The following is a 19,376-nucleotide window of genomic DNA, read 5'->3' as shown; positions in this document are numbered from 1 at the left end:
GCGGCGTTTTTCGTCGCGCTTGCTTCCTCTCAACGCGCCCCCGCTTCGCTGTAATTTACTTTCATCGCGCAATTAATGTTCGCCCGCTGTCAACTGCCATATTTTAACTGGATCACACTCGGATTAATCTGCCTGAAAATATCTTGTGAGATAGATCACAAATAAATAACAAAGGCGTCATAAGTAAATGTGATATTTGTCACATAAAAAGGTCAATCAGGGTTAAAAAAGCAGCCGTGTATTTTTTTTACACAAACATTTTGTGACGCTGATCACTCAATGATGGAGGGTGATCTCTGATTATTGGTGATCTAAGTCACATATTTTGTCGTCGGCTGGACAGCTAAACGATTCAGTGCCAGATTCGCCTCACTTTACTGCATCAGGCCGGCGACCCTGCCGCTACGTTAACAATAAACCTCGGGCTGCTTCCCAGCGCGTAACACCAACAAGGGGTACGAGTATGTCATCCGATATCAAGATCAAAGTGCAAAGCTTTGGTCGTTTTCTCAGCAATATGGTCATGCCAAATATCGGGGCGTTTATCGCCTGGGGTATTATCACGGCCTTATTTATTCCCACCGGATGGTTGCCAAACGAGACGCTGGCGAAGCTGGTAGGCCCGATGATCACTTACCTGCTGCCGCTGTTAATCGGTTACACCGGTGGCCGCCTGATTGGCGGTGACCGCGGCGGCGTGGTGGGTGCTATCACCACCATGGGTGTTATCGTCGGCGCGGATATGCCGATGTTCCTCGGCGCAATGATTGCCGGTCCACTGGGCGGCTGGGCGATCAAACACTTTGATAAGTGGGTCGACGGTAAAATTAAGTCCGGCTTTGAAATGCTGGTGAACAACTTCTCTGCCGGTATCATCGGGATGATCCTGGCGATTCTGGCGTTCATGGGTATTGGCCCTGCGGTTGAAGTCCTGTCCAAAGTTCTGGCAGCGGGCGTTAACTTCATGGTTGTGCACGACATGCTGCCGCTGGCGTCTATCTTCGTAGAACCGGCGAAAATCCTGTTCCTGAACAACGCCATCAACCACGGCATCTTCTCGCCGCTGGGTATTCAGCAGTCCCACGAGCTGGGCAAATCCATCTTCTTCCTGATTGAAGCTAACCCGGGTCCGGGTATGGGCGTGCTGCTGGCGTACATGTTCTTCGGTCGCGGTAACGCCAAGCAGTCCGCTGGCGGCGCGGCTATCATCCACTTCCTGGGCGGTATCCACGAAATTTACTTCCCGTATGTGCTGATGAATCCACGTCTGATCCTGGCCGTTATCCTCGGCGGTATGACCGGCGTGTTCACCCTGACCGTACTGAACGGCGGCCTGGTTTCCCCGGCTTCTCCGGGTTCTATCCTGGCCGTTCTGGCGATGACCCCGAAAGGCGCTTACTTCGCTAACATCGCGGCTATCTGTGCGGCAATGGTTGTCTCCTTCGTGGTTTCCGCCATTCTGCTGAAAACCAGCAAAGTGAAAGAAGAAGACGACATCGAAGCTGCGGCTCGCCGTATGCAGGAGATGAAAGCCGAGTCCAAAGGTGGCGCAGCGCCGCTGGCGGTAGGTGCTGGGCTGTCTAACGACCTGAGCCACGTACGCAAAATTATCGTGGCCTGCGATGCTGGTATGGGTTCAAGCGCCATGGGGGCGGGCGTGCTGCGTAAGAAAGTGAACGACGCGGGCCTGAAAAACATCTCCGTGACCAACTGCGCAATCAACAGCCTGCCGGACGATGTTGACCTGGTGATTACCCACCGCGACCTGACCGAGCGCGCTATGCGCCAGGTGCCTCAGGCGCAGCATATCTCCCTGACCAACTTCCTCGACAGCAGCCTGTATGCCAACCTGGTTGAGCGCCTGGTTGCCTCTCAGAACCTGAGCGACAAAGAAGTGAAGGTGATGCACAGCCTGGAAGACAGCTTTGTTTCCAGCGAAGAAGGCGTATTCAAGCTGGGCGCGGGTAACGTGTTCCTCGGCCTGAAAGCTAGCACCAAAGAAGAAGCTATTCGCTTCGCCGGTGAGCAACTGGTAAACGGCGGCTACGTTCAGCCTGAGTACGTTGACGCGATGTTTGAGCGCGAAAAACTGACCCCGACTTACCTGGGCGAAGGCATCGCGGTTCCTCACGGCACCGTAGAAGCTAAAGATCGCGTGCTGAAAACCGGCGTGGTGTTCTGCCAGTACCCTGAAGGCGTGCACTTCGGCGAAGAGCCGGAAGACATTGCCCGCCTGGTTATCGGTATTGCCGCCCGCAATAACGAGCACATTCAGGTTATTACCAGCCTGACCAACGCGCTGGATGATGAGTCGGTGATTGAGCGCCTGGCGCACACCACCAGCGTCCAGGAAGTGCTGGATCTGCTGGCCGGTAAGAAGTAAGGGCTTGCCCCTCACCCCGACCCTCTCCCCGGAGGGGCGAGGGGGGAACAACAGGGGCATAGAATTATCCCTCTCCTCCTGGGGAGAGAGGAAACAGCAGTTGCATAGAATTATCCCCTCTCCCCTTTGGGGAGAGGGCTAGGGTGAGGGGATTCGTACACAGTATCCTTACCCCAGCCCTTACGGGTGAAATAATCAGGAAGGTTAACGCAATGAAAGCATTACATTTTGGTGCAGGTAATATCGGTCGTGGCTTTATTGGCAAATTGCTGGCGGATGCCGGCCTGCAATTGACCTTTGCCGACGTGAACCAGGTCGTGCTGGATGCCCTGAACGCGCGTCACAGCTATGAAGTTCACGTTGTGGGCGAGCAGCAGCAGGTTGATACCGTTTCCAACGTGAATGCCGTCAGCAGCATCGGCGACGAAGTCGTTGAGCTGATTTCTCAGGTTGATTTAGTGACCACCGCCGTCGGTCCGGTCGTGCTTGAGCGCATCGCGCCTACGCTGGCCAAAGGTCTGGAACTGCGCCGCGCTAACGGCAACGAAGCGCCGCTGAACATCATCGCCTGCGAAAACATGGTGCGCGGCACCAGCCAGCTCAAAGAGCATGTGAAGAAAGCCCTCTCCGCAGACGCATGGGCGTGGGTTGAGCAGCATGTAGGTTTTGTTGATTCCGCCGTTGACCGCATCGTTCCGCCGTCCGAGTCCGCCACTAACGACCCGCTGGAAGTGACTGTTGAAACCTTTAGCGAGTGGATTGTGGATAAAACTCAGTTCAAAGGTGAGCTACCGAACATTCCTGGCATGGAACTTACTGATAATCTTATGGCGTTTGTCGAGCGCAAGCTCTTCACGCTGAATACCGGGCATGCTATAACCGCGTACCTCGGTCAGCTGGCCGGGCACCAGACTATCCGCGATGCCATTCTTGATGAGAAAGTTCGCGCCGTAGTGAAAGGGGCGATGGAAGAGAGCGGCGCGGTGCTGATTAAGCGTTACGGCTTTGAGGCCGACAAGCACGCGGCGTATATCAAGAAAATCCTTGGTCGTTTCGAAAACCCTTATCTGAAAGACGATGTGGAACGCGTTGGCCGCCAGCCGCTGCGTAAACTCAGCGCCGGGGACCGCCTGGTGAAACCGCTGCTCGGCACCCTTGAGTACGGTTTAGGCCATGCCAACCTGATCAAAGGGATTGCGGCGGCGATGCACTACCACAGCGAGCAGGACCCGCAGGCTCAGGAGCTGAAGCAACTGCTGGCGGATAAAGGCCCGCAGGCGGCGCTGGCAGAAGTCTCTGGTCTGGATGCCAATAGCGAAGCCGTTACCGAGGCGGTGAAGGCGTATAACGCCATAGCGTAACCCTATGCAGGGGCGGTGGACGCCGCTCCTGAAACATTTTTAGTGATGCAGGCAAAAATGGAAGAAACCCAGGCCTTTGAAAACCGCGTGCTTGAGCGTCTTAATGCCGGCAAAACCGTCCGTAGCCTGCTGATTGCTGCCGTCGAATTATTGACCGAAGCGGTAAATATTCTGGTGCTCCAGGTGTTCCGTAAAGATGACTACGCGGTAAAATACGCGGTGGAGCCGCTGCTGGACGGCGACGGGCCGCTGGGCGACCTGTCGGTGCGCCTGAAGCTTATCTACGGGCTGGGCGTGCTGAACCGCGCCGAGTACGAAGACTGCGAGCTGCTAATGGCTTTACGCGAAGAGCTTAATCACGACGGCAATGAGTACAGCTTTACCGACGACGAAATTCTTGGTCCGTTTGGCGAGCTGCACTGCGTAGCGGCGATGCCGCCGACGCCGACCTTTGTTGACGGCAGCGACCCGGAGCTGCTGGCGATGCAGCGGCAGCGCTACATGCAAATTGTCCGCTCCACGATGGTACTTTCCCTGACCGAGCTGATCTCGCGGATCAGCTTAAAAAAAGCTTTCAAGAAATAGCCCCGGCTTCAGTCCTCTTTCGCCCTCTTACGCCGAATGGTGTATCCTTGCCGCAAAGCAATTTATTCACGGTTAGTCAAAAATGAAAGAAATCGAAAAAGCAGAAATTAAACGTCTCAGCGATCGTCTGGACGCCATCCGTCACGAAATGCCAGAACTGCACCTGATCAACGAGGCGGAAAAATACGCCGAGCTGGATAAAGAGAAGCAGAAGCTGGAAATTGAAATTGCCCGCCTGCAGGCGGTGCGTAACCAGAAGCTGAGCAAAGAAGCCCAGAAACTGATGGCGATGCCGTTTAAACGCCCGATTACCAAGAAAGAGCAGGCCGACATGGGCAAGTTCAAGAAGAGCGTGCGTGGCCTGGTGATTGTTCATCCGATGACGGCCCTGGGCCGCGAGATGGAACTGACCGAAATGACCGGCTTCTCCCGCATCGATTTCTGATAGCGCTCTCTTTTCGGTGAAATAAACCGGAAAAATTTCGTAGAAAATCCTCACAAATTATCACCCGACTCTATATTTAAGAGCCGGGTGATGCTTCTTTGCGCCCCGAATAACGTTCAGGGTCATACAGGAAATATCCCCTTTTCTCTCATGACGTAATGGCAGGGACTGCCAACTCAACCTGCTGAAATTTGTTTATCTTTCTTGATGCGAGAGAAAACATGAAAATAAAAGCCCTCACTCTGGTTCCCGTTTGTTTTGCTGGTTTCACCGGCGCTGTTAGCGCGGCCTGTACCTCCGTTGCGCCTGCAAGCGGCACTTCCGTGACCTGTAGCGGCGTAAATACGCCCCCGGTTGTTGCCGTCACCGGCAGTAGCAATGTCACTCTCAATATCGATTCAACCGCTTCGGGCAGCTACACGCTGGGCACTTCGCCCACCCCATTTTCCGTCGACACTTCCAGCGCTATCACCAATAACGGTGCGTTAACTTTATCCGGAGACGGTACCGGGGTAGCTAACCGTGGCGCGCTGCTGATTGGCACCAATAACGACAATACCGTGACCAACGGGGCGGCGGGAAAGCTGACCACTACGGGCGCTTACAACGACGGTATGGCCGCTAACGGTAATAACAACAATTTGATTAATAACGGAACAATTACCACCAGCGGCAATAATTCCTACGGCATGACCGCCGCCTGGGGGCAAAGTAACCCCGGAGCTTCGGGGAATACGATTACCAACACCGGGACGGTAACGACCTCTGGCAACAACGCCAGGGCTATTTCATTGCTGGGCGGGAGCGGTACGGTTAATAACAGCGGGACGTTGACCACCACGGGCAGAGACGCGCCAACGGTATTTTTGCAGGGCAACAATGCCACGCTGAATAACAGCGGGCTGATTCAGTCAAAAGGAACGGCGTCCTCAAGCGGCAGCGTTGACGGCGTGGTGGCGAATACGCTCGGCAGCAGCTTTAACACCACCATTAATAACCTGGCGGGTGGGCAGATAATCAGTAATAACGGGATCGGTATTCGCTCCACCAACGGCAATATCACCATCACCAATGCCGGATTGATTCAGGGTGGAAGCGGGACGGCTATCCTGAGCGGCAACGGCAGCATTTCGCTGATCCTTCAGACCGGTTCGCAGATTGTCGGCCTGGCCGACGGCGGAAGGGGTAACAACTCCGTCACGCTGGAAGGGACCGGCACGGCGGATAACGCCTTTACCAACTTTCAGACGCTGAATATGACGGGCAGCGACTGGACCTGGGCCGGAACCGGGGCGTTCACTACGGCGTTAATCCAAAAAGGCACGCTCGACTTAACCGGAACGCTGGGCACCACCACCGCCTCCGTAACGGCAGCGGTGAGCAACGGAGCGACCTTGCAGGCCAACTCGGCCAACCTGCCGCTGTCGGTAAACAACAGCGGGCTGGTGCGCTTCCTGCAAAATAATCAGGGCGAGTATTCGGGCGCCATCAGCGGTAGCGGAGCGGTGGAAAAAGCGGGAGGCGGCACCTTAGCACTCAATAGCGTTAACACTTATACCGGAGGCACCAACGTCAGCGCAGGAACGCTGCTGCTCGGAGATAGCGCTCATGCCTCCGCTTCGCTTGCCAGCGGCGCAACGGTTGCCTCCGGGGCTACGCTTGGCGGCTATGGCACGGTGAACGGCGACGTAACCAATAACGGCATGATAGCCGTGGCTAATGCGCTGCCATCGCAGGTCAGCGGCGCGTTGGGCAACTTCCAGATTAACGGCAATCTGAGCAACGCCGGGTTAGTCCAGCTCGGCGGTAGCGGGGTGGGAAATAGTCTGACCGTCGCGGGTAATTACGTCGGGCAGAATGGCGTCCTTGCGCTAAATTCGGTGCTGGCGGGCGACGGAGCCGCATCCGACAAGCTTATCCTCAGCGGCGGTGGCGCTTCGGGCAGCAGCACGCTGCAAGTGACCAACAGCGGCGGCGTCGGGGCGCAAACCAATGCGGACGGGATCCAGGTTGTGCAGGCTATCAACGGCGCGACCAGCGCGGCAAACGCCTTCCGCCTGTCCGGCGGAACCATCAGCGCCGGGGCGTATTCTTATTATCTTGCAAAGGGCGGGGTTTCGGATGGCAGCAGTAATAGCTGGTATCTGCGTAATACTGTTGTTGTTCAGCCCGTCGTGCCCGTTCCACCGGATGAAGGCACGCCAACGCCTCCGGAAACCGTGACCCCGATTACGCCGGGAGAAGGGACGCCTGACTCCATTATTGAGGCAGGAAAAGGAGATGAGACATCCGGCGGCGGCGAGACGCTAAATGTTTACCGGCCTGAAGTCCCGCTCTATGTTGAAGCGCCTGCGGTCGCGCGCCAGCTTAACCTGCAACAAATCGACACCTTCCATGACCGACAGGGCGAACAGAGCCTGCTCGGCGGCAACAATAAGGCTCCGGCCTTCTGGGCACGTAGCTGGGGCAGCCACGCGGATATTCGCCAAAGCGGCGACGTTAATCCTTCCTTCAATGGCACATTGTGGGGACTACAGCTTGGGCAGGATCTATACGCCAGCACCGAAGACGGCGGGGCCAGCAACCATGCGGGCGTGTTGTTTGGCTTCTCAAGAGCCACCGGCGATGTAGGCGGTTTTGCGCTGGCAAAACAGGGCATGGGCGTGGGCAAGTTGCAGCTCAATAACTACAACTACGGCGGCTACTGGACGCGGGTCGCCCCTTCCGGGTGGTATACCGACGCGGTGTTAATGGGCAGCGTGCTACGCCTGAACACCAGCTCTAACAATGGCGTGAGCGGCTCTGCCGACGGCAACGCCATCACCGGCTCGGTAGAAACGGGGCTGCCTTTCACGCTGAGTGAGGGCTTAACGCTTGAGCCTCAGGCACAGCTGGTGTGGCAGAGAACCTCTCTGGACTCGTTGAACGACGGCGTGTCTGACGTCCGCTGGAATAATGGCAATGTCTGGCAGGGGCGGGTGGGGACGCGGCTGCAATGGGCGTTTGACGCAAGCGGCATAAGCTGGAAACCGTACCTGCGCCTCAACGTTCTGCGCTCGTTTGGGCAGGATGACAAAACAGACTTTGATGCCAGCACCACCCTGACGAATCAGGTTGGTCAAACTGCCGGGCAAATAGGTGCCGGGCTGGTGGCGCAGGTGAGCCAGAACGGCAGCCTCTACGCCACTACAGGTTACCTCACCAATTTTGGCGGCGAGCATCAGCGCATTGTTACCGGCAATGTCGGCGTGCGCTGGAGCTGGTGATCCCGTCCATCATGGCCTTGCGGCGGTTCCCGGTGTGAGGCCATTTCCCGGTTAGCCTTAGTGATTAATTTGTGTTCAGTAATTTTGAATAAGATAAGCGAATTGTTCCGCTAACAAACGAAGTTGCCCGGCGCTATTCTTATTTCATCGAAGGCAGTCAGCCTTCTCTGAAACCAAACATTAAGGGTGACCATCATGAAAAGCATCAAATATTTTGCCGTAGTTTTGACTCTCGCCGCTTCCTTCTCCGGTTTTGCCGCTGAAACTCAGCAGGCAGGCAGCCAGAAATTGGGTACCGTGTCCGCTAGCGGCGCTTCTAACCTGGATAGCCTGCAACATCAGTTACAGCAAAAAGCCGAGCAGGCTGGCGCGAAATCTATCCGCATCATCTCTGCCGGTGGCGATAACAAACTGTATGGCGTTGCTGAAATCTACAACTAAGCCGTAAAGACAAATCACGCTGTATGGGCCGCCTTGCGCGGCCCGTGTTTTATCTGAATTCTCTCTCGAGCAGGCCAAAGATCCAGTCATCCTGCCAGCTTTCACCCAGCCAGTAATTCTCCCGCAGCGTGCCTTCAAGCTGAAATCCTGCTTTCTCCAGCACTTTTCTTGACGGGATATTTCCCGCCGTCACGGTCGCTATTAGCTTACGAATGCCGATTTCGGCGAATGCAAAAGCGCAAACCTCATACAGCGATTCATATCCGTAGCCCTGCCCGTGAAATGCCGGGTCGAGTATAAAACCGACTTCCGCTATGCCGTCCTCGCGGCGAACAAACCCGGTAATGCCTATCGGCACGCCGGTTTTTTGGTGCCGCATGACCAGGCTGAGCCAGTGGCGGCTTTCCGGCAGCCACTCGGGCAGGCGTAAGTCGAAGACACGGCGAATTTCGGCCTCAGGGCGCGCTTCATCGATATAGCGCATGACGTCCGGGTGCTGTTGCAGGTAGCAGAAAAATGGCCAGTCCTGTTCGGTTACCTGGCTCAGGGTCAGGCGAGGGGTCAGAATGTGCATCGGGCTCCTTATTTTTTTATCGTCTTAGTAGCCTCTTTGATAGCAGTAAATAAAAAGCGGCGCCAGCCCTGAGGCACCGCTTAGTCTTCACTCCCAGCGCGATAAGTCATCCCTTGTTAACCCCATATCCCTGAGCTGCTCCGTGCTTAACTCGCGAAGGGCGCGTACCGTCTGGCGGCGCTGCCTGATACGGCGGAAATACTGGTAAAGCATAACCAGACCGTGAAACGGCCTGCGGTGGTGATTTTCATCAAAGCCCATGATGTTGCTCCTCGCTGTTGCTCCGGGAGCTATCATCCGCCAGCGGGCTAAAAGCAGACAGATTCAGAAATTACTTTTCTTTAACATACAGAAGCGCTAAAACAGCGGTTGAATGGCATTTTTTTGCACATTCTGTACTGGTTTTTCCTTCTGTATGGTTCCGGGTGAGGATACAGCATGACGCGTTACCAACATCTTGCCACGCTGCTGGCGGAGCGTATTGAGCAGGGCTTATATCAAAGCGGTGAGCGCCTGCCTTCGGTTCGCAGCCTGAGCAGCGAACACGGCGTCAGTATCAGCACCGTCCAGCAGGCTTACCATATTCTGGAAGATCAGCAGCTGATTTCGCCCCAGCCGCGCTCCGGCTATTTTGTGGCACCGCGCAAAGCCGTGCCGCCGGTGCCGCCCCTGACCCGCCCGGTACAGCGCCCGGTGGAGGTCACGCAGTGGGATGCGGTGCTGGAACTGGTGAATTCCAGACAGGACTGCGAGCTGGTGGCTTTTGGCAGCGGTTCGCCGGACCTCACGCAGTCAACCATCAAGCCGCTGTGGCGGGAAATGGGGCGGCTGGCGCAGTACCAGGAAGCGGATATGCTGGCCTACGACGGCATGTACGGCGTAAAAGCGCTGCGGGAGCAAATTGCGCGCCTGATGCTGGACAGCAACTGCGTGATTAACGTCGACGATATTGTGGTCACTAACGGCTGCCATGAAGCGCTGTCGATTGCTATTCGCGCGGTATGCGAACCGGGAGATATTGTGGCGGTGGAGTCGCCTTCGTTTCACGGCACCATGCAGATGCTGCGCGGTTACGGTATTAAGGTGGTTGAAATCCCTACGGATTCTGTCACCGGGATCAGCGTAGAAGCACTGGAGTTGGCGCTGGAACAGTGGCCAATTAAGGCCGTATTTTTAGTCCCTAACTGCAATAACCCGCTCGGCTTTATCATGCCGGATGCCCGCAAAAGAGCGGTGCTTAACCTTGCCCAGCGTTTTGACATCGCGATTATTGAAGATGATGTGTATGGCGAGCTGGCCTATGAATACCCGCGCCCGATGACGATTAAATCCCTCGATGTGGATGGCCGCGTGCTGTTGTGCAGTTCGTTTTCCAAAACGCTTGCGCCAGGCCTGCGCGTGGGCTGGATAGTGCCGGGGCGCTACCTCGACCGGGCGCTGCATATGAAATACATCGGCACCGGCAGCAGCGCCACCTTTACGCAACAGGCGGTGGCGGCATTTATCCGCAACGGCCACTATCATCGCCACATCAGGCGTATGCGCCTGCACTACCAGCGCAATCTCGATCTGTTCACCTGCTGGGTGCGGCATTATTTCCCTTGCGGCATCTGCGTCAGCCGTCCTCAGGGCGGTTTTATTATGTGGATTGAGCTGCCGGAAAACGTGGATGCCGTGCGCCTCGGCAGGGCGCTGCGCGAGGAGAAAATTCATATCGCCATCGGCTCGCTGTTTTCCGCCTCCGGGAAATATCGCAACTGCCTGCGGCTGAACTATGCTTTGCCGTTCAATCCCGCAACCGAAGCGGCGTTGAAAACGCTCGGAGAGATTGTGGGCTGTGCGATGGAAAATGCCTGAGTAAATTGCTCTTTTTATCGCCATTGATTGTCGTTTGCTTGTTCTACACTCGGCTCTAATGGCGAAGTTTGGCCTTAGCGTGAATAACCATAAAAAATAGCCGCCTGGGGCGGAAAAATGCAGTTTTTTCTGCGTTCGGCAACGCTATGCCGGACATCGACAAAGGACGATCATGAGCAGCGCAACATTGCAGATGCGGGAGCACTTTGAAACCTGCCTCGGGATTATTCGTCAGGCCTCGCTACAGATCCTGCCGTTACTGAACATTCGTGCCGCCGAAGGCAAAGATCCGCAATGGTTTTTTCAGCAACTGGAGCAGGCGCGAATGGCGCTTGGCAGTTGGGGAGCGGTGGCAAAAAGGCTTAATCTTAACGACTCTGAAATTTCTCAATTCACGCTGCTGCTGCGCCATCTGCAACAGCTGGTGCCGCAGTATGAGAGCGGGCAGGAAGTCACCCAGAATCAGCTTCTCGCCGCGCTGCGTTTTTGCAGCTACCTTGAGCACGTTCGCTTTAAACAGCCGCTGCTGGGCTATTCTACCGAGCTGTCTTCCGACGTAGACGGGCTACAGCAGGGCGCACAGCGCCAGATGCGCGGCATAGAACTGATTCTCAAAGGGCTGGTGAACCAGGCCTGGGGCAGCGAGGCGGAGCTGGTTAATCAGCTAAAATCGCAGTTTGGGGCCGATAAGGTTCGCCGCTGGCTGAAGCGGGGCGAGCGGGGTGATGTGCTTAGCGGCATGAAGTTTAGCGAGCTGGCGCTGCTGGTGGTGGATAAAAAAGAGTTTGCCCATCATTACGCCAAACTCTACCGGGGCGCGCCTCAGCTCGGTTTTCTTATCGACCAGCGCAAAACCCTGCAAATCTTCCTCGATGGCGTTCGCCAGATCCGTAACGACCTGATGCACAAACAGCCGCTGACCACCGTTCAGGTCGCGCTGCTGGACAACTATTACGGCGAAATTAGCTCTGCGGTGCAGAAAGCCTTTAGCGAGGGGCGCAGCAAAGTGAACCCGGCGGGGCTGCTTGAGGCCGATAATACCGCGCTACAGAGCTACCTCGAGCTGGCTCGTAAAAACCATTCCGCACAGGGAGGGGACGCCGAAGAAATCAGGGATTCTATCGAGCGCTACGATCCTCGCGGCGTTAAAAAACAGCAGGATACGACCGGCGTTATTTCTACTGCGCTATGGTCCGTGGTCGGCGTAGCCGTTGTGGCTGTTGCGGTGCTTGGCCTGTATATGCTGAGTGAGATCTCCGGCAAGCCTGAAATTGCGGCGGCAGCGCCGGTAGTCAGCACTGTGGTTCAGGCTAAAGAGCGGCCGGAATACAATAGCCCGCGGGATATGCTGGCGAATATGGGCATCACCTGGGATGAAAATAATCTGCGGGCGGCCATCAACCGCAACGATACGCGTATTGTGCGGCTGTTTATGCAGGGTGGAATGAACTGGAAGGTCTATTTTGCCGAGCAGGCGCTGGCGGCTGATTACCGGGATGTGCTGACTATTTTGTTGCAATATCGCCCGCAAATGGATGAGGCGCGCCCGTGCCGCCGCCTGATTGGCTCTACAGAGCTGGGCATGAAAAATGGGCAAAAGCTCACTTCTCTAAGAAAGCAGTTTTTGGCCGCTTTCTGTAGTTCTGATGCGGCAGTTAAGCGCCAGAAAGAAGAAGTTGATCGTGCCCAAATACGCTTTGCAGCGCAAAAACAGCGTGCCGCAGAAGCAAAAGCGCAGGGGCTGGACGCGGTCCCGGTAGACGAGCAGACGGTGAAAATCCAGCAGGCGATATACAACGCGATGCGCTAGCCGTGCAGAGCGGCCTGCGGGCTGCTCAAACTCTTCGTTAATCGTAATACCGCGCAGGAACGTGATTCAGTGTGCGAGATAATCAGGCGCTTATTAACAATAAGGGTCTGCTTGCGGCAGACCCTTATCGGCATTTAAAAGCGGTACTGAATACCTACGCCATAGGTATAGCTCTCGTTACTCAGGCCTGCTGCATCACCGCCCTGATACCAGCTTTCACCGGTTTTATTATCATAGGTCCTGGTTGATGCTTTGGCTTCTGCGAAACGCGTCCAGGTTAATTCAGTATAAATTCTGGCATTTGGCGTGACGTAATAACCGGCAGAAACGGTAGCCGAGTAATAATTAGAGTTGCTGCCTTTTTCGCTAAAGCTGAGCTGGCGCATATAATGCTCATCATTATCACGGGCATTAACCCACGGGCTAAACTTAAATTGTGTCGCTAAATCAAAATCCTGATAGCGGTAGCTGCCGGTCAGGCCGATATAGGGCAGGCTAAATTTCTGGCTGTAGCCAATGCCCGGTTTATTTTTCGGGAATTCGCCAATAAGCGCGCCATTAAAATAGTCATATGAGCCGCCTCTCGCCGTCCAGCTGTAGCGGGTTTCCTGGTAGCCGGTGGTGACCCCAAAATTATATGTTGGCTCTTTCAGAACCCAGCCCGTCAGGTTGAGATCGAACTGATTAGCGTAATTCAGGCTGGTGTCGGGGTGGGTAGATTTGTCACTCCAGTGGCTCTGGCCCGGGGTTTGCCAGTCGTAGTCCGACATATGTGAACCGCGAGAGGCCAGGGTCGTCCAGCCGTTAGCGTTGAGGGTAATATAGCGCTGTGCATCCCAGCTAATACCGCCCTTTATAATAGGGGTATTTTTAATTTTCCATTTCAACTCACTTAATTTACTTCCATGATCTTGATTATAAACAAGCTCTTTGGATTCCCCGTTCAACACTCCGGTAGAAATATCAGCGGTTACGGCATCTGGTGAAAAGTTAAAATTGCTCGAAGCGAACAGCGCCGGGCTAAACAGCAATGCGGCGGCCGCAGGCAGGTATTTTTGCTTGTGCATGATGTATCAGTCTGTTTTATATAAAATCATTGGTTTGGTGTTGCAAAAAATAAACCCCGCGAAGCCGGGTTAGAGGCCTGTTGGGGCTTATCGTTGCGCGATAAATTATGTTGTTGAAACTTATTATTAGTTTGTCTTTCCTGGTGTGGCGGGGCGTATTCTAAGAGGAGTCTTTTAACAGGGAAAAGATTATTTTCATCTGGTGAATATTTGAGCGGTGAATTGTTTGATTTTAAAGATAATTAAAATTGTAGCTTTTTGTTACAAGGATATATCATAACTATTCATATGTATTTATTGTGAATTTTCTGTAGCAGGCGCTGAACCTTTGAAGTTGAATGTCGATCAACGCTGATTCCAGGTTGCCGCTGTACGCTGCGTCGATAGATGACTAACGGGCAATGTGGCTTGATGACGGCGGACACCCCTGGCCGGACATGACGGTTGATGCCCGAAATGAGGCCGCCGCCACGCAGCTGGAGAAGCTGAAGTTTCGCCTGAATACTTTTTTACAGACGCGTGATAATAATAAATGGCCTTTATTATTTTTAGCATTATTTGATAATGAATTCTTGAATAATTTAAATCCTGTATTTCCCGGTGAAATATTCACTTAGCGTTACTTTATGATTTTGTGCGCTTTTATTGGGTGTTGGATGCGGTGTTTAGGTTTTGTTTAATATTGAAATTGGGTTGTTACTATACTGGCAGTATTCCCTGTTATGCCTGAATCTGCCCATCTGTGGCGGATTCATTCGCTTATATTTCTCAAATAAAACGCTCCGGATATTCACCTGCAAAATAAATACGTCCGGATATTCCGCAAGGATATTGCTATGTCGGATATAAATATATCGCTTAACGCCGCCACTCATACTCACGCGCTTTCTCACTGGGGAGCCGACCAGCCCGACTCCGCCGTTAGCGAGCTCGAGCAGGGCAAAGTCATTTTCCTGCCGCAGCTGGCGTTTACGCTAACGGCGCAGGAACAGGCGCTCCTGAACCCCGCCGTTGTTGACCCTAAGCGTAAGAACATCAGTTACCAACCGCTGAAGGATAAGTTAACCGGCGTCGCCGTGGCTGAGCAGGAACCCGCGGTACGGGCTTTATTACAGCGCCACTATCAATCCTGCCTCCAGTTGATCGGTTCTATTCTGCCGGAATATCAGCAGGCGCTGCATACGCCAACCAACAGCCTGCGGCTGCACCCGGTTACGCAGTGGACGCATAGCACTTCCTGGCGTAAAGATGACAGTCGCCTGCATGTGGATGCTTTCCCCTCCCGGCCTAACTACGGCGAGCGCATCCTGCGAATCTTTACCAACATCAATCCAACTGGCGAAGGCCGCAGCTGGCGCGTAGGTGAAGCATTCCCGACGCTGGCGGAGCGTTTTTTGCCGCGGCTGAAAAACTATTCCCCGGTAAGCAGCTGGCTGCAAAATGCTGTTGGGATCACCAAAAGCCGCCGCAGCCATTACGACCACCTGATGCTGCAAATGCACGATGCGATGAAAGCAGATGCTGATTACCAGAAACAGGGACCGCAGGTGGCCATTGAGTTCCCGGCTGGCAGCAGCTGGATATGTTTCTCCGACCAGACGCCGCACGCGGCAATGGGCGGGCAGTTTATGCTGGAGCAGACGTTCTTGCTGCCGGTGGATTCGATGCAAAGCCCGCAGCACTCTCCCCTGAAGGTGCTGGAAGGCCTGCTGCGCAAGCCGCTCATTTAGCGAAAAAAAAGAAGCTCACCGGGGTGAGCTTCTTTCATCTTACTTCATGGCATTAAACCATTAACGCATCGTCACAAACTCTTCCGCCGCGGTCGGGTGGATAGCCACGGTGTTGTCGAAGTCTTTTTTGGTCGCACCCATTTTCAGCGCCACCGCAAAGCCCTGCAGGATTTCGTCCATGCCGAAGCCAATGCCGTGGATGCCGACGATTTTCTCTTCGGGGCCAGCGCAAACCAGCTTCATGCGGCACGGCTGGCGGTGAGAGGTCACGGCGGTGTACATCGCCGTGAAGGAAGATTTATACACCTTCACGTTGTCTTCGCCGTACTGCTCGCGAGCCTGCGGTTCGGTCAGGCCAACGGTGCCGATTGGCGGGTGGCTGAACACGACGGTTGGGATGTTGCTGTAGTCCAGGTGCTCGTCCGGTTTGTTGTTAAACAGGCGCTCGGACAGGCGACGGCCGGCCGCAACCGCAACGGGAGTCAGCTCAACGGCGCCGGTGTTATCGCCCACGGCGTAGATGCCAGCCACGTTGGTGTTCTGGAATTTATCGACCTTGATGTAGCCTTTTTCATCCAGCTCAACGCCGGTCACCTGCAGGTTGAAGTTGTCGTTAGCCGGTTCGCGGCCAATCGCCCAAATCAGGGTGTCGACGGTTTCAGCGCGGCCATCTTCCAGCTCCAGCGTCAGGCTGCCGTCTGCGTTTTTCACTACCGCTTTCGGGATAGCGTTGGTGTGCAGCGTCGGGCCTTCTGTTTCAATAATTTCCAGCAGCGTTTCGACGATTAACGGGTCGAAAGTACGCAGCGGCGCATGCTTGCGCACGAACAGATGAGTTTCAGAACCCAGGGCATTAATAACGCCTGCGATTTCTACCGCGATGTAACCTGCGCCAACAACGGCAACACGCTTAGGCAGGCCCGGCAGCTCAAAGAAGCCGTCCGAGTCGATGCCGTATTCCGCACCCGGAATGTTCGGGTGGCTTGGGCGGCCGCCGGTGGCAATCAGAATATGGTCTGCGGTGATGGTTTCACCGTTCACTTCAACGGTATGGGCATCCACAAACTTTGCAAAGCCGCGAATAACGTCAACTTTGTTTTTACCTAATACGTTGTCGTAAGAGGCGTGAATGCGGTCGATATATGCGGTACGGCTGGCAATAAGCTTGTCCCAGTCGAAGTGGTTCAGCGTGGTATCAAAGCCGTAATCCGGGCCGTAGTTGTGAATCGCCTCGGCGATTTGTGCCGCATGCCACATGACCTTTTTCGGTACACAACCCACGTTCACGCAGGTGCCGCCGAGATCTTTCGCCTCAATCAGTGCGCATTTCTTCCCATACATTGCCGCACGGTTAATCGAGGCGATACCGCCGCTGCCGCCGCCAATGGCGAGGTAGTCATAATGTTTGGTCATGATGTTTCCCTTTTGAGTCGAAAATAAGGCGCGATTGTAGCGCGCCGGGATAAAGGTTCTACCAATTACTGTGAAAGGGACGGCCGTTATTCAGGCACAACCCAGCTCAGCGTCGTCGAGCCAGTACCGGCAGGAACCAGCTTCTTGTGCAGCCACGGCAGCACGTTTGTCATCTGCTGCTCAAGCTTCCACGGCGGGTTGATAACAATCATGCCGGAGGCGGTCATGCCGCGCTGATCGCTGTCCGGGCGCACCGCCAGCTCAATTTGCAGAATGCGGCGAATACCGGTCTCTTCCAGCTCGCGGAGCATGCGTTTAATTTGCTGACGCAGTACGACCGGATACCACAGCGCGTAGGTGCCGGTGGCAAAACGCTTGTAGCCTTCTGCAATGCCTTTTACCACGTCCTGGTAGTCGGTTTTAATCTCATACGGCGGGTCGATAAGGATCAGGCCACGGCGGGAAACCGGCGGCAGTTTCGCCTTCAACTGCTGGTAGCCGTCGGCACGCTCAACGCGGGCGCGGGCGTCTTTCTGGAACTCGGAGCGCAACAGCGGGAAGTCAGACGGGTGCAGCTCGGTCAGCTGCAGGCTGTCCTGCTCGCGCAGCAGGTGGCGCGCAATCAACGGGGAGCCCGGATAATAGCGCAGGTTGCCGCTGCGGTTCAGGTGCTTCACCGCGCCAATATAGGCCTCAAGCTCGGCGGGCAAATCGTCCTGCTGCCAGATTCGGGAGATACCTTCCAGATATTCTCCGGTGCGCTCCGCATGCTCGCTGCTCAGCTGGTAACGACCGGCGCCTGCGTGGGTGTCGAGATAGAGAAACGGTTTCTCCTTCTCTTTTAACGATTCAATAATCAGGCTTTGAACGGTGTGTTTCAGTACGTCGGCATGGTTACCGGCGTGGAAGCTGTGACGATAGCTGAGCATGGGGGCTGGAGTTCCGCAAATAAGAAAACAAATTTCCCACAGTTTACCGCAGATTGCGGCAGATTACCGCCCGGACGCGGCGCTGTTTCAATTGGGGCGAAAGCGTTTCAAAACATAAATGTGTCATAAAAGCGTCAAATTACCAGGATAGCGTCGCAGCCAGGCAAGGTAATCGTTTGAATAAAAGGAAAAATAATGAAACTCCGTCTCTCAATACTGGCTGCTGCGCTGGCCGTGGCCGTCCCCGCGCTGGCGAAGGATGTCTCTTTACCTCAGGCAGCGGCGATAGCCAATACCGTCACCCCGGCGAATAGCAGCCAGAGCTTTGACGAACTGGAAAGCCAGTCCCTCACGGCGCTGCGTGCCGCGCTGAAAGGCGATGCGGATAAGCTGACGCGCGACCAGTTGGATAAGGCTAAGCAAAGCAAGAAACTGGCGGACACCGCATGGCTGAAGGCCAGCGGTTATGACTTCCAGACTAAAGCGAACCAGAAAGCCGGTATTGAGCTGCTCTCCGCGTTCAGCAAGCTGCCGGACTCCGTGATTAAGCCAAACCTCGAAACCGTCACCAGCATTAACCTGAATGCCGTGCAGGCTTCCCGCCACCAGGCGCTGGCAGACGCAGAGGGTATTAACCATCTCTATTTTCTGAGCGACGCCATGGGGCCTCGCCTGGGCAAAGCTTTCCTGGCCGCCTACGATAAAGGCGAGCTGAGCAAGGCCGCAGCGCTGATTAAAGCCTCTGAAGTCAGCACCAGCGCGGCGAAGAAACACTTTAACAACCCGCGCCCGTTCCTGATCTCCGGCAACACCATTCATCTGGTACCGGACGACGTGGTGATTAAAGATAACAAGCCGTATACCGCAGACGGCGGCTCGTTCCCGAGCGGCCACACCAATACCGGCTATACCGATGCGCTGCTGATGGCGCAGATGGTTCCTGAACGCTTCGACTCGCTGGTCGAACGTGGAGCGCGTTACGGCTACTCGCGCATCGTACTGGGCGTGCATTACCCGCTCGACGTAATGGGTTCCCGCATGGTGGCCCAGCGCAACGTGGCTAACTATCTGAACGACCCGAAATACCGCGCGCTGTTTAACGAAGCCCGTGACCAGCTGCGCACCGCGCTGGAGAAAGAGTGCGGCACTTCTTTGGCCGAATGTGCGAAATCTTCCGCTAAAGACGACCCTTACCGTGCGCCAGGGATGAAAGAACTTTATCGCTTCACCATGACTTACGACCTGCCGCAGCAGAAGGGCGAGAAGCAAACGCTTAAGGTGCCGCAAGGTGCCGAAGTGCTGCTGGAAGCCGCGCTGCCTAAGCTCTCCGCCGCCCAGCGCCGCGACCTGATGGTGAAAACCGCCTTGCCGGCCGGCTACCCGCTGTCCGGCACCACGCCTGACCAGCAGTTCTGGCAGCGCCTGAACCTGCCTGCCGCTTACGCAATGGCGCAGAAGGCTCACTAATTTCCTGCTCGGGGCAACCTTGTTGCCCCTTTTAAATCAGTAAACTGA

At 55.1% G+C, this 19,376-nt stretch carries 16 protein-coding genes; 11 read left to right on the top strand and 5 right to left on the bottom strand.

All coding sequences use genetic code 11. The annotated features are described in order from the left end of the window. The first annotated feature begins 463 nt into the window (after window positions 1-463). From HMPREF0201_RS20355 to HMPREF0201_RS20330, 6 genes are all read left to right on the top strand, one after another. On the top strand, window positions 464-2,383 hold the full coding sequence (locus tag HMPREF0201_RS20355) for a PTS mannitol transporter subunit IICBA (protein WP_016538645.1): 1,920 nt from the start codon (window positions 464-466) through the stop codon (window positions 2,381-2,383). 212 nt (window positions 2,384-2,595) lie between these two features. Continuing rightward, entirely contained in the window at window positions 2,596-3,744 is a 1,149-nt protein-coding gene (gene mtlD, locus HMPREF0201_RS20350; RefSeq protein WP_039898925.1) for a mannitol-1-phosphate 5-dehydrogenase, read from the top strand. Between the two features lie 45 nt (window positions 3,745-3,789). Next, window positions 3,790-4,329, top strand: a complete 540-nt coding sequence (mtlR, locus tag HMPREF0201_RS20345; protein ID WP_016538643.1) for a mannitol operon repressor MtlR — start codon at window positions 3,790-3,792, stop codon at window positions 4,327-4,329. An 82-nt stretch (window positions 4,330-4,411) separates the two neighbouring features. Beyond that, entirely contained in the window at window positions 4,412-4,774 is a 363-nt protein-coding gene (locus HMPREF0201_RS20340; RefSeq protein WP_016538642.1) for a YibL family ribosome-associated protein, read from the top strand. Window positions 4,775-4,995: 221 nt separating this feature from the next. Continuing rightward, complete coding sequence (locus HMPREF0201_RS20335; protein WP_016538641.1) at window positions 4,996-8,040, top strand: autotransporter family protein; 3,045 nt, start codon at window positions 4,996-4,998, stop codon at window positions 8,038-8,040. A gap of 195 nt (window positions 8,041-8,235) precedes the next feature. After that, a complete protein-coding gene (locus tag HMPREF0201_RS20330) occupies window positions 8,236-8,481 on the top strand; it encodes a YdgH/BhsA/McbA family protein (protein WP_016538640.1) in 246 nt (81 codons plus the stop codon). Window positions 8,482-8,530: 49 nt separating this feature from the next. Here HMPREF0201_RS20330 and HMPREF0201_RS20325 read toward each other — a convergent pair whose 3' ends face one another. Then, window positions 8,531-9,055 (bottom strand): GNAT family N-acetyltransferase, encoded by a 525-nt coding sequence (locus HMPREF0201_RS20325; RefSeq protein WP_016538639.1) that lies wholly within the window; start codon window positions 9,053-9,055, stop codon window positions 8,531-8,533. 87 nt (window positions 9,056-9,142) lie between these two features. Beyond that, on the bottom strand, window positions 9,143-9,316 hold the full coding sequence (locus HMPREF0201_RS22775) for a DUF1127 domain-containing protein (protein ID WP_016538638.1): 174 nt from the start codon (window positions 9,314-9,316) through the stop codon (window positions 9,143-9,145). A 177-nt stretch (window positions 9,317-9,493) separates the two neighbouring features. Here HMPREF0201_RS22775 and HMPREF0201_RS20320 point away from each other — a divergent pair, with 177 nt between their 5' ends. Then, window positions 9,494-10,912, top strand: coding sequence for an aminotransferase-like domain-containing protein (locus HMPREF0201_RS20320; RefSeq protein ID WP_016538637.1), 1,419 nt, complete (start codon window positions 9,494-9,496; stop codon window positions 10,910-10,912). Between the two features lie 172 nt (window positions 10,913-11,084). Then, the gene (locus HMPREF0201_RS20315; RefSeq protein ID WP_016538635.1) at window positions 11,085-12,722 is read left to right on the top strand and encodes an STY4199 family HEPN domain-containing protein; all 1,638 of its coding nucleotides are present in this window, start codon (window positions 11,085-11,087) and stop codon (window positions 12,720-12,722) included. 134 nt (window positions 12,723-12,856) lie between these two features. On the opposite strand, the gene HMPREF0201_RS20310 is transcribed toward HMPREF0201_RS20315, so the two are convergent. Then, window positions 12,857-13,789, bottom strand: coding sequence for an omptin family outer membrane protease (locus HMPREF0201_RS20310; protein ID WP_016538633.1), 933 nt, complete (start codon window positions 13,787-13,789; stop codon window positions 12,857-12,859). Window positions 13,790-14,190: 401 nt separating this feature from the next. Here HMPREF0201_RS20310 and HMPREF0201_RS20305 point away from each other — a divergent pair, with 401 nt between their 5' ends. Together HMPREF0201_RS20305 and kdoO are read left to right on the top strand one after the other, a co-directional pair. After that, window positions 14,191-14,406 carry a hypothetical protein gene (locus tag HMPREF0201_RS20305; protein ID WP_016538631.1) on the top strand — a complete coding sequence of 72 codons (216 nt, stop codon included), beginning with the start codon at window positions 14,191-14,193 and terminating at the stop codon, window positions 14,404-14,406. 219 nt (window positions 14,407-14,625) lie between these two features. Then, entirely contained in the window at window positions 14,626-15,519 is an 894-nt protein-coding gene (gene kdoO, locus HMPREF0201_RS20300; RefSeq protein WP_016538629.1) for a Kdo hydroxylase KdoO, read from the top strand. Window positions 15,520-15,579: 60 nt separating this feature from the next. Here kdoO and gorA read toward each other — a convergent pair whose 3' ends face one another. Then, window positions 15,580-16,932, bottom strand: coding sequence for a glutathione-disulfide reductase (gorA, locus tag HMPREF0201_RS20295; protein ID WP_016538628.1), 1,353 nt, complete (start codon window positions 16,930-16,932; stop codon window positions 15,580-15,582). A gap of 86 nt (window positions 16,933-17,018) precedes the next feature. Then, window positions 17,019-17,861, bottom strand: coding sequence for a 23S rRNA (adenine(2030)-N(6))-methyltransferase RlmJ (locus tag HMPREF0201_RS20290; RefSeq protein ID WP_016538627.1), 843 nt, complete (start codon window positions 17,859-17,861; stop codon window positions 17,019-17,021). A gap of 195 nt (window positions 17,862-18,056) precedes the next feature. Between HMPREF0201_RS20290 and HMPREF0201_RS20285 the strand changes: the two genes are divergently transcribed. Next, a complete protein-coding gene (locus tag HMPREF0201_RS20285; RefSeq protein ID WP_016538625.1) occupies window positions 18,057-19,328 on the top strand; it encodes an acid phosphatase in 1,272 nt (423 codons plus the stop codon). Window positions 19,329-19,376: the final 48 nt, after the last annotated feature.

Origin of the sequence: Cedecea davisae DSM 4568, from assembly GCF_000412335.2 — a bacterium.
In the GTDB taxonomy this organism is placed as follows: domain Bacteria; phylum Pseudomonadota; class Gammaproteobacteria; order Enterobacterales; family Enterobacteriaceae; genus Cedecea; species Cedecea davisae.
The sequence above is the reverse complement of the archived record's forward strand: the minus strand, read 5'-3'. Positions and strand labels throughout refer to the sequence as shown.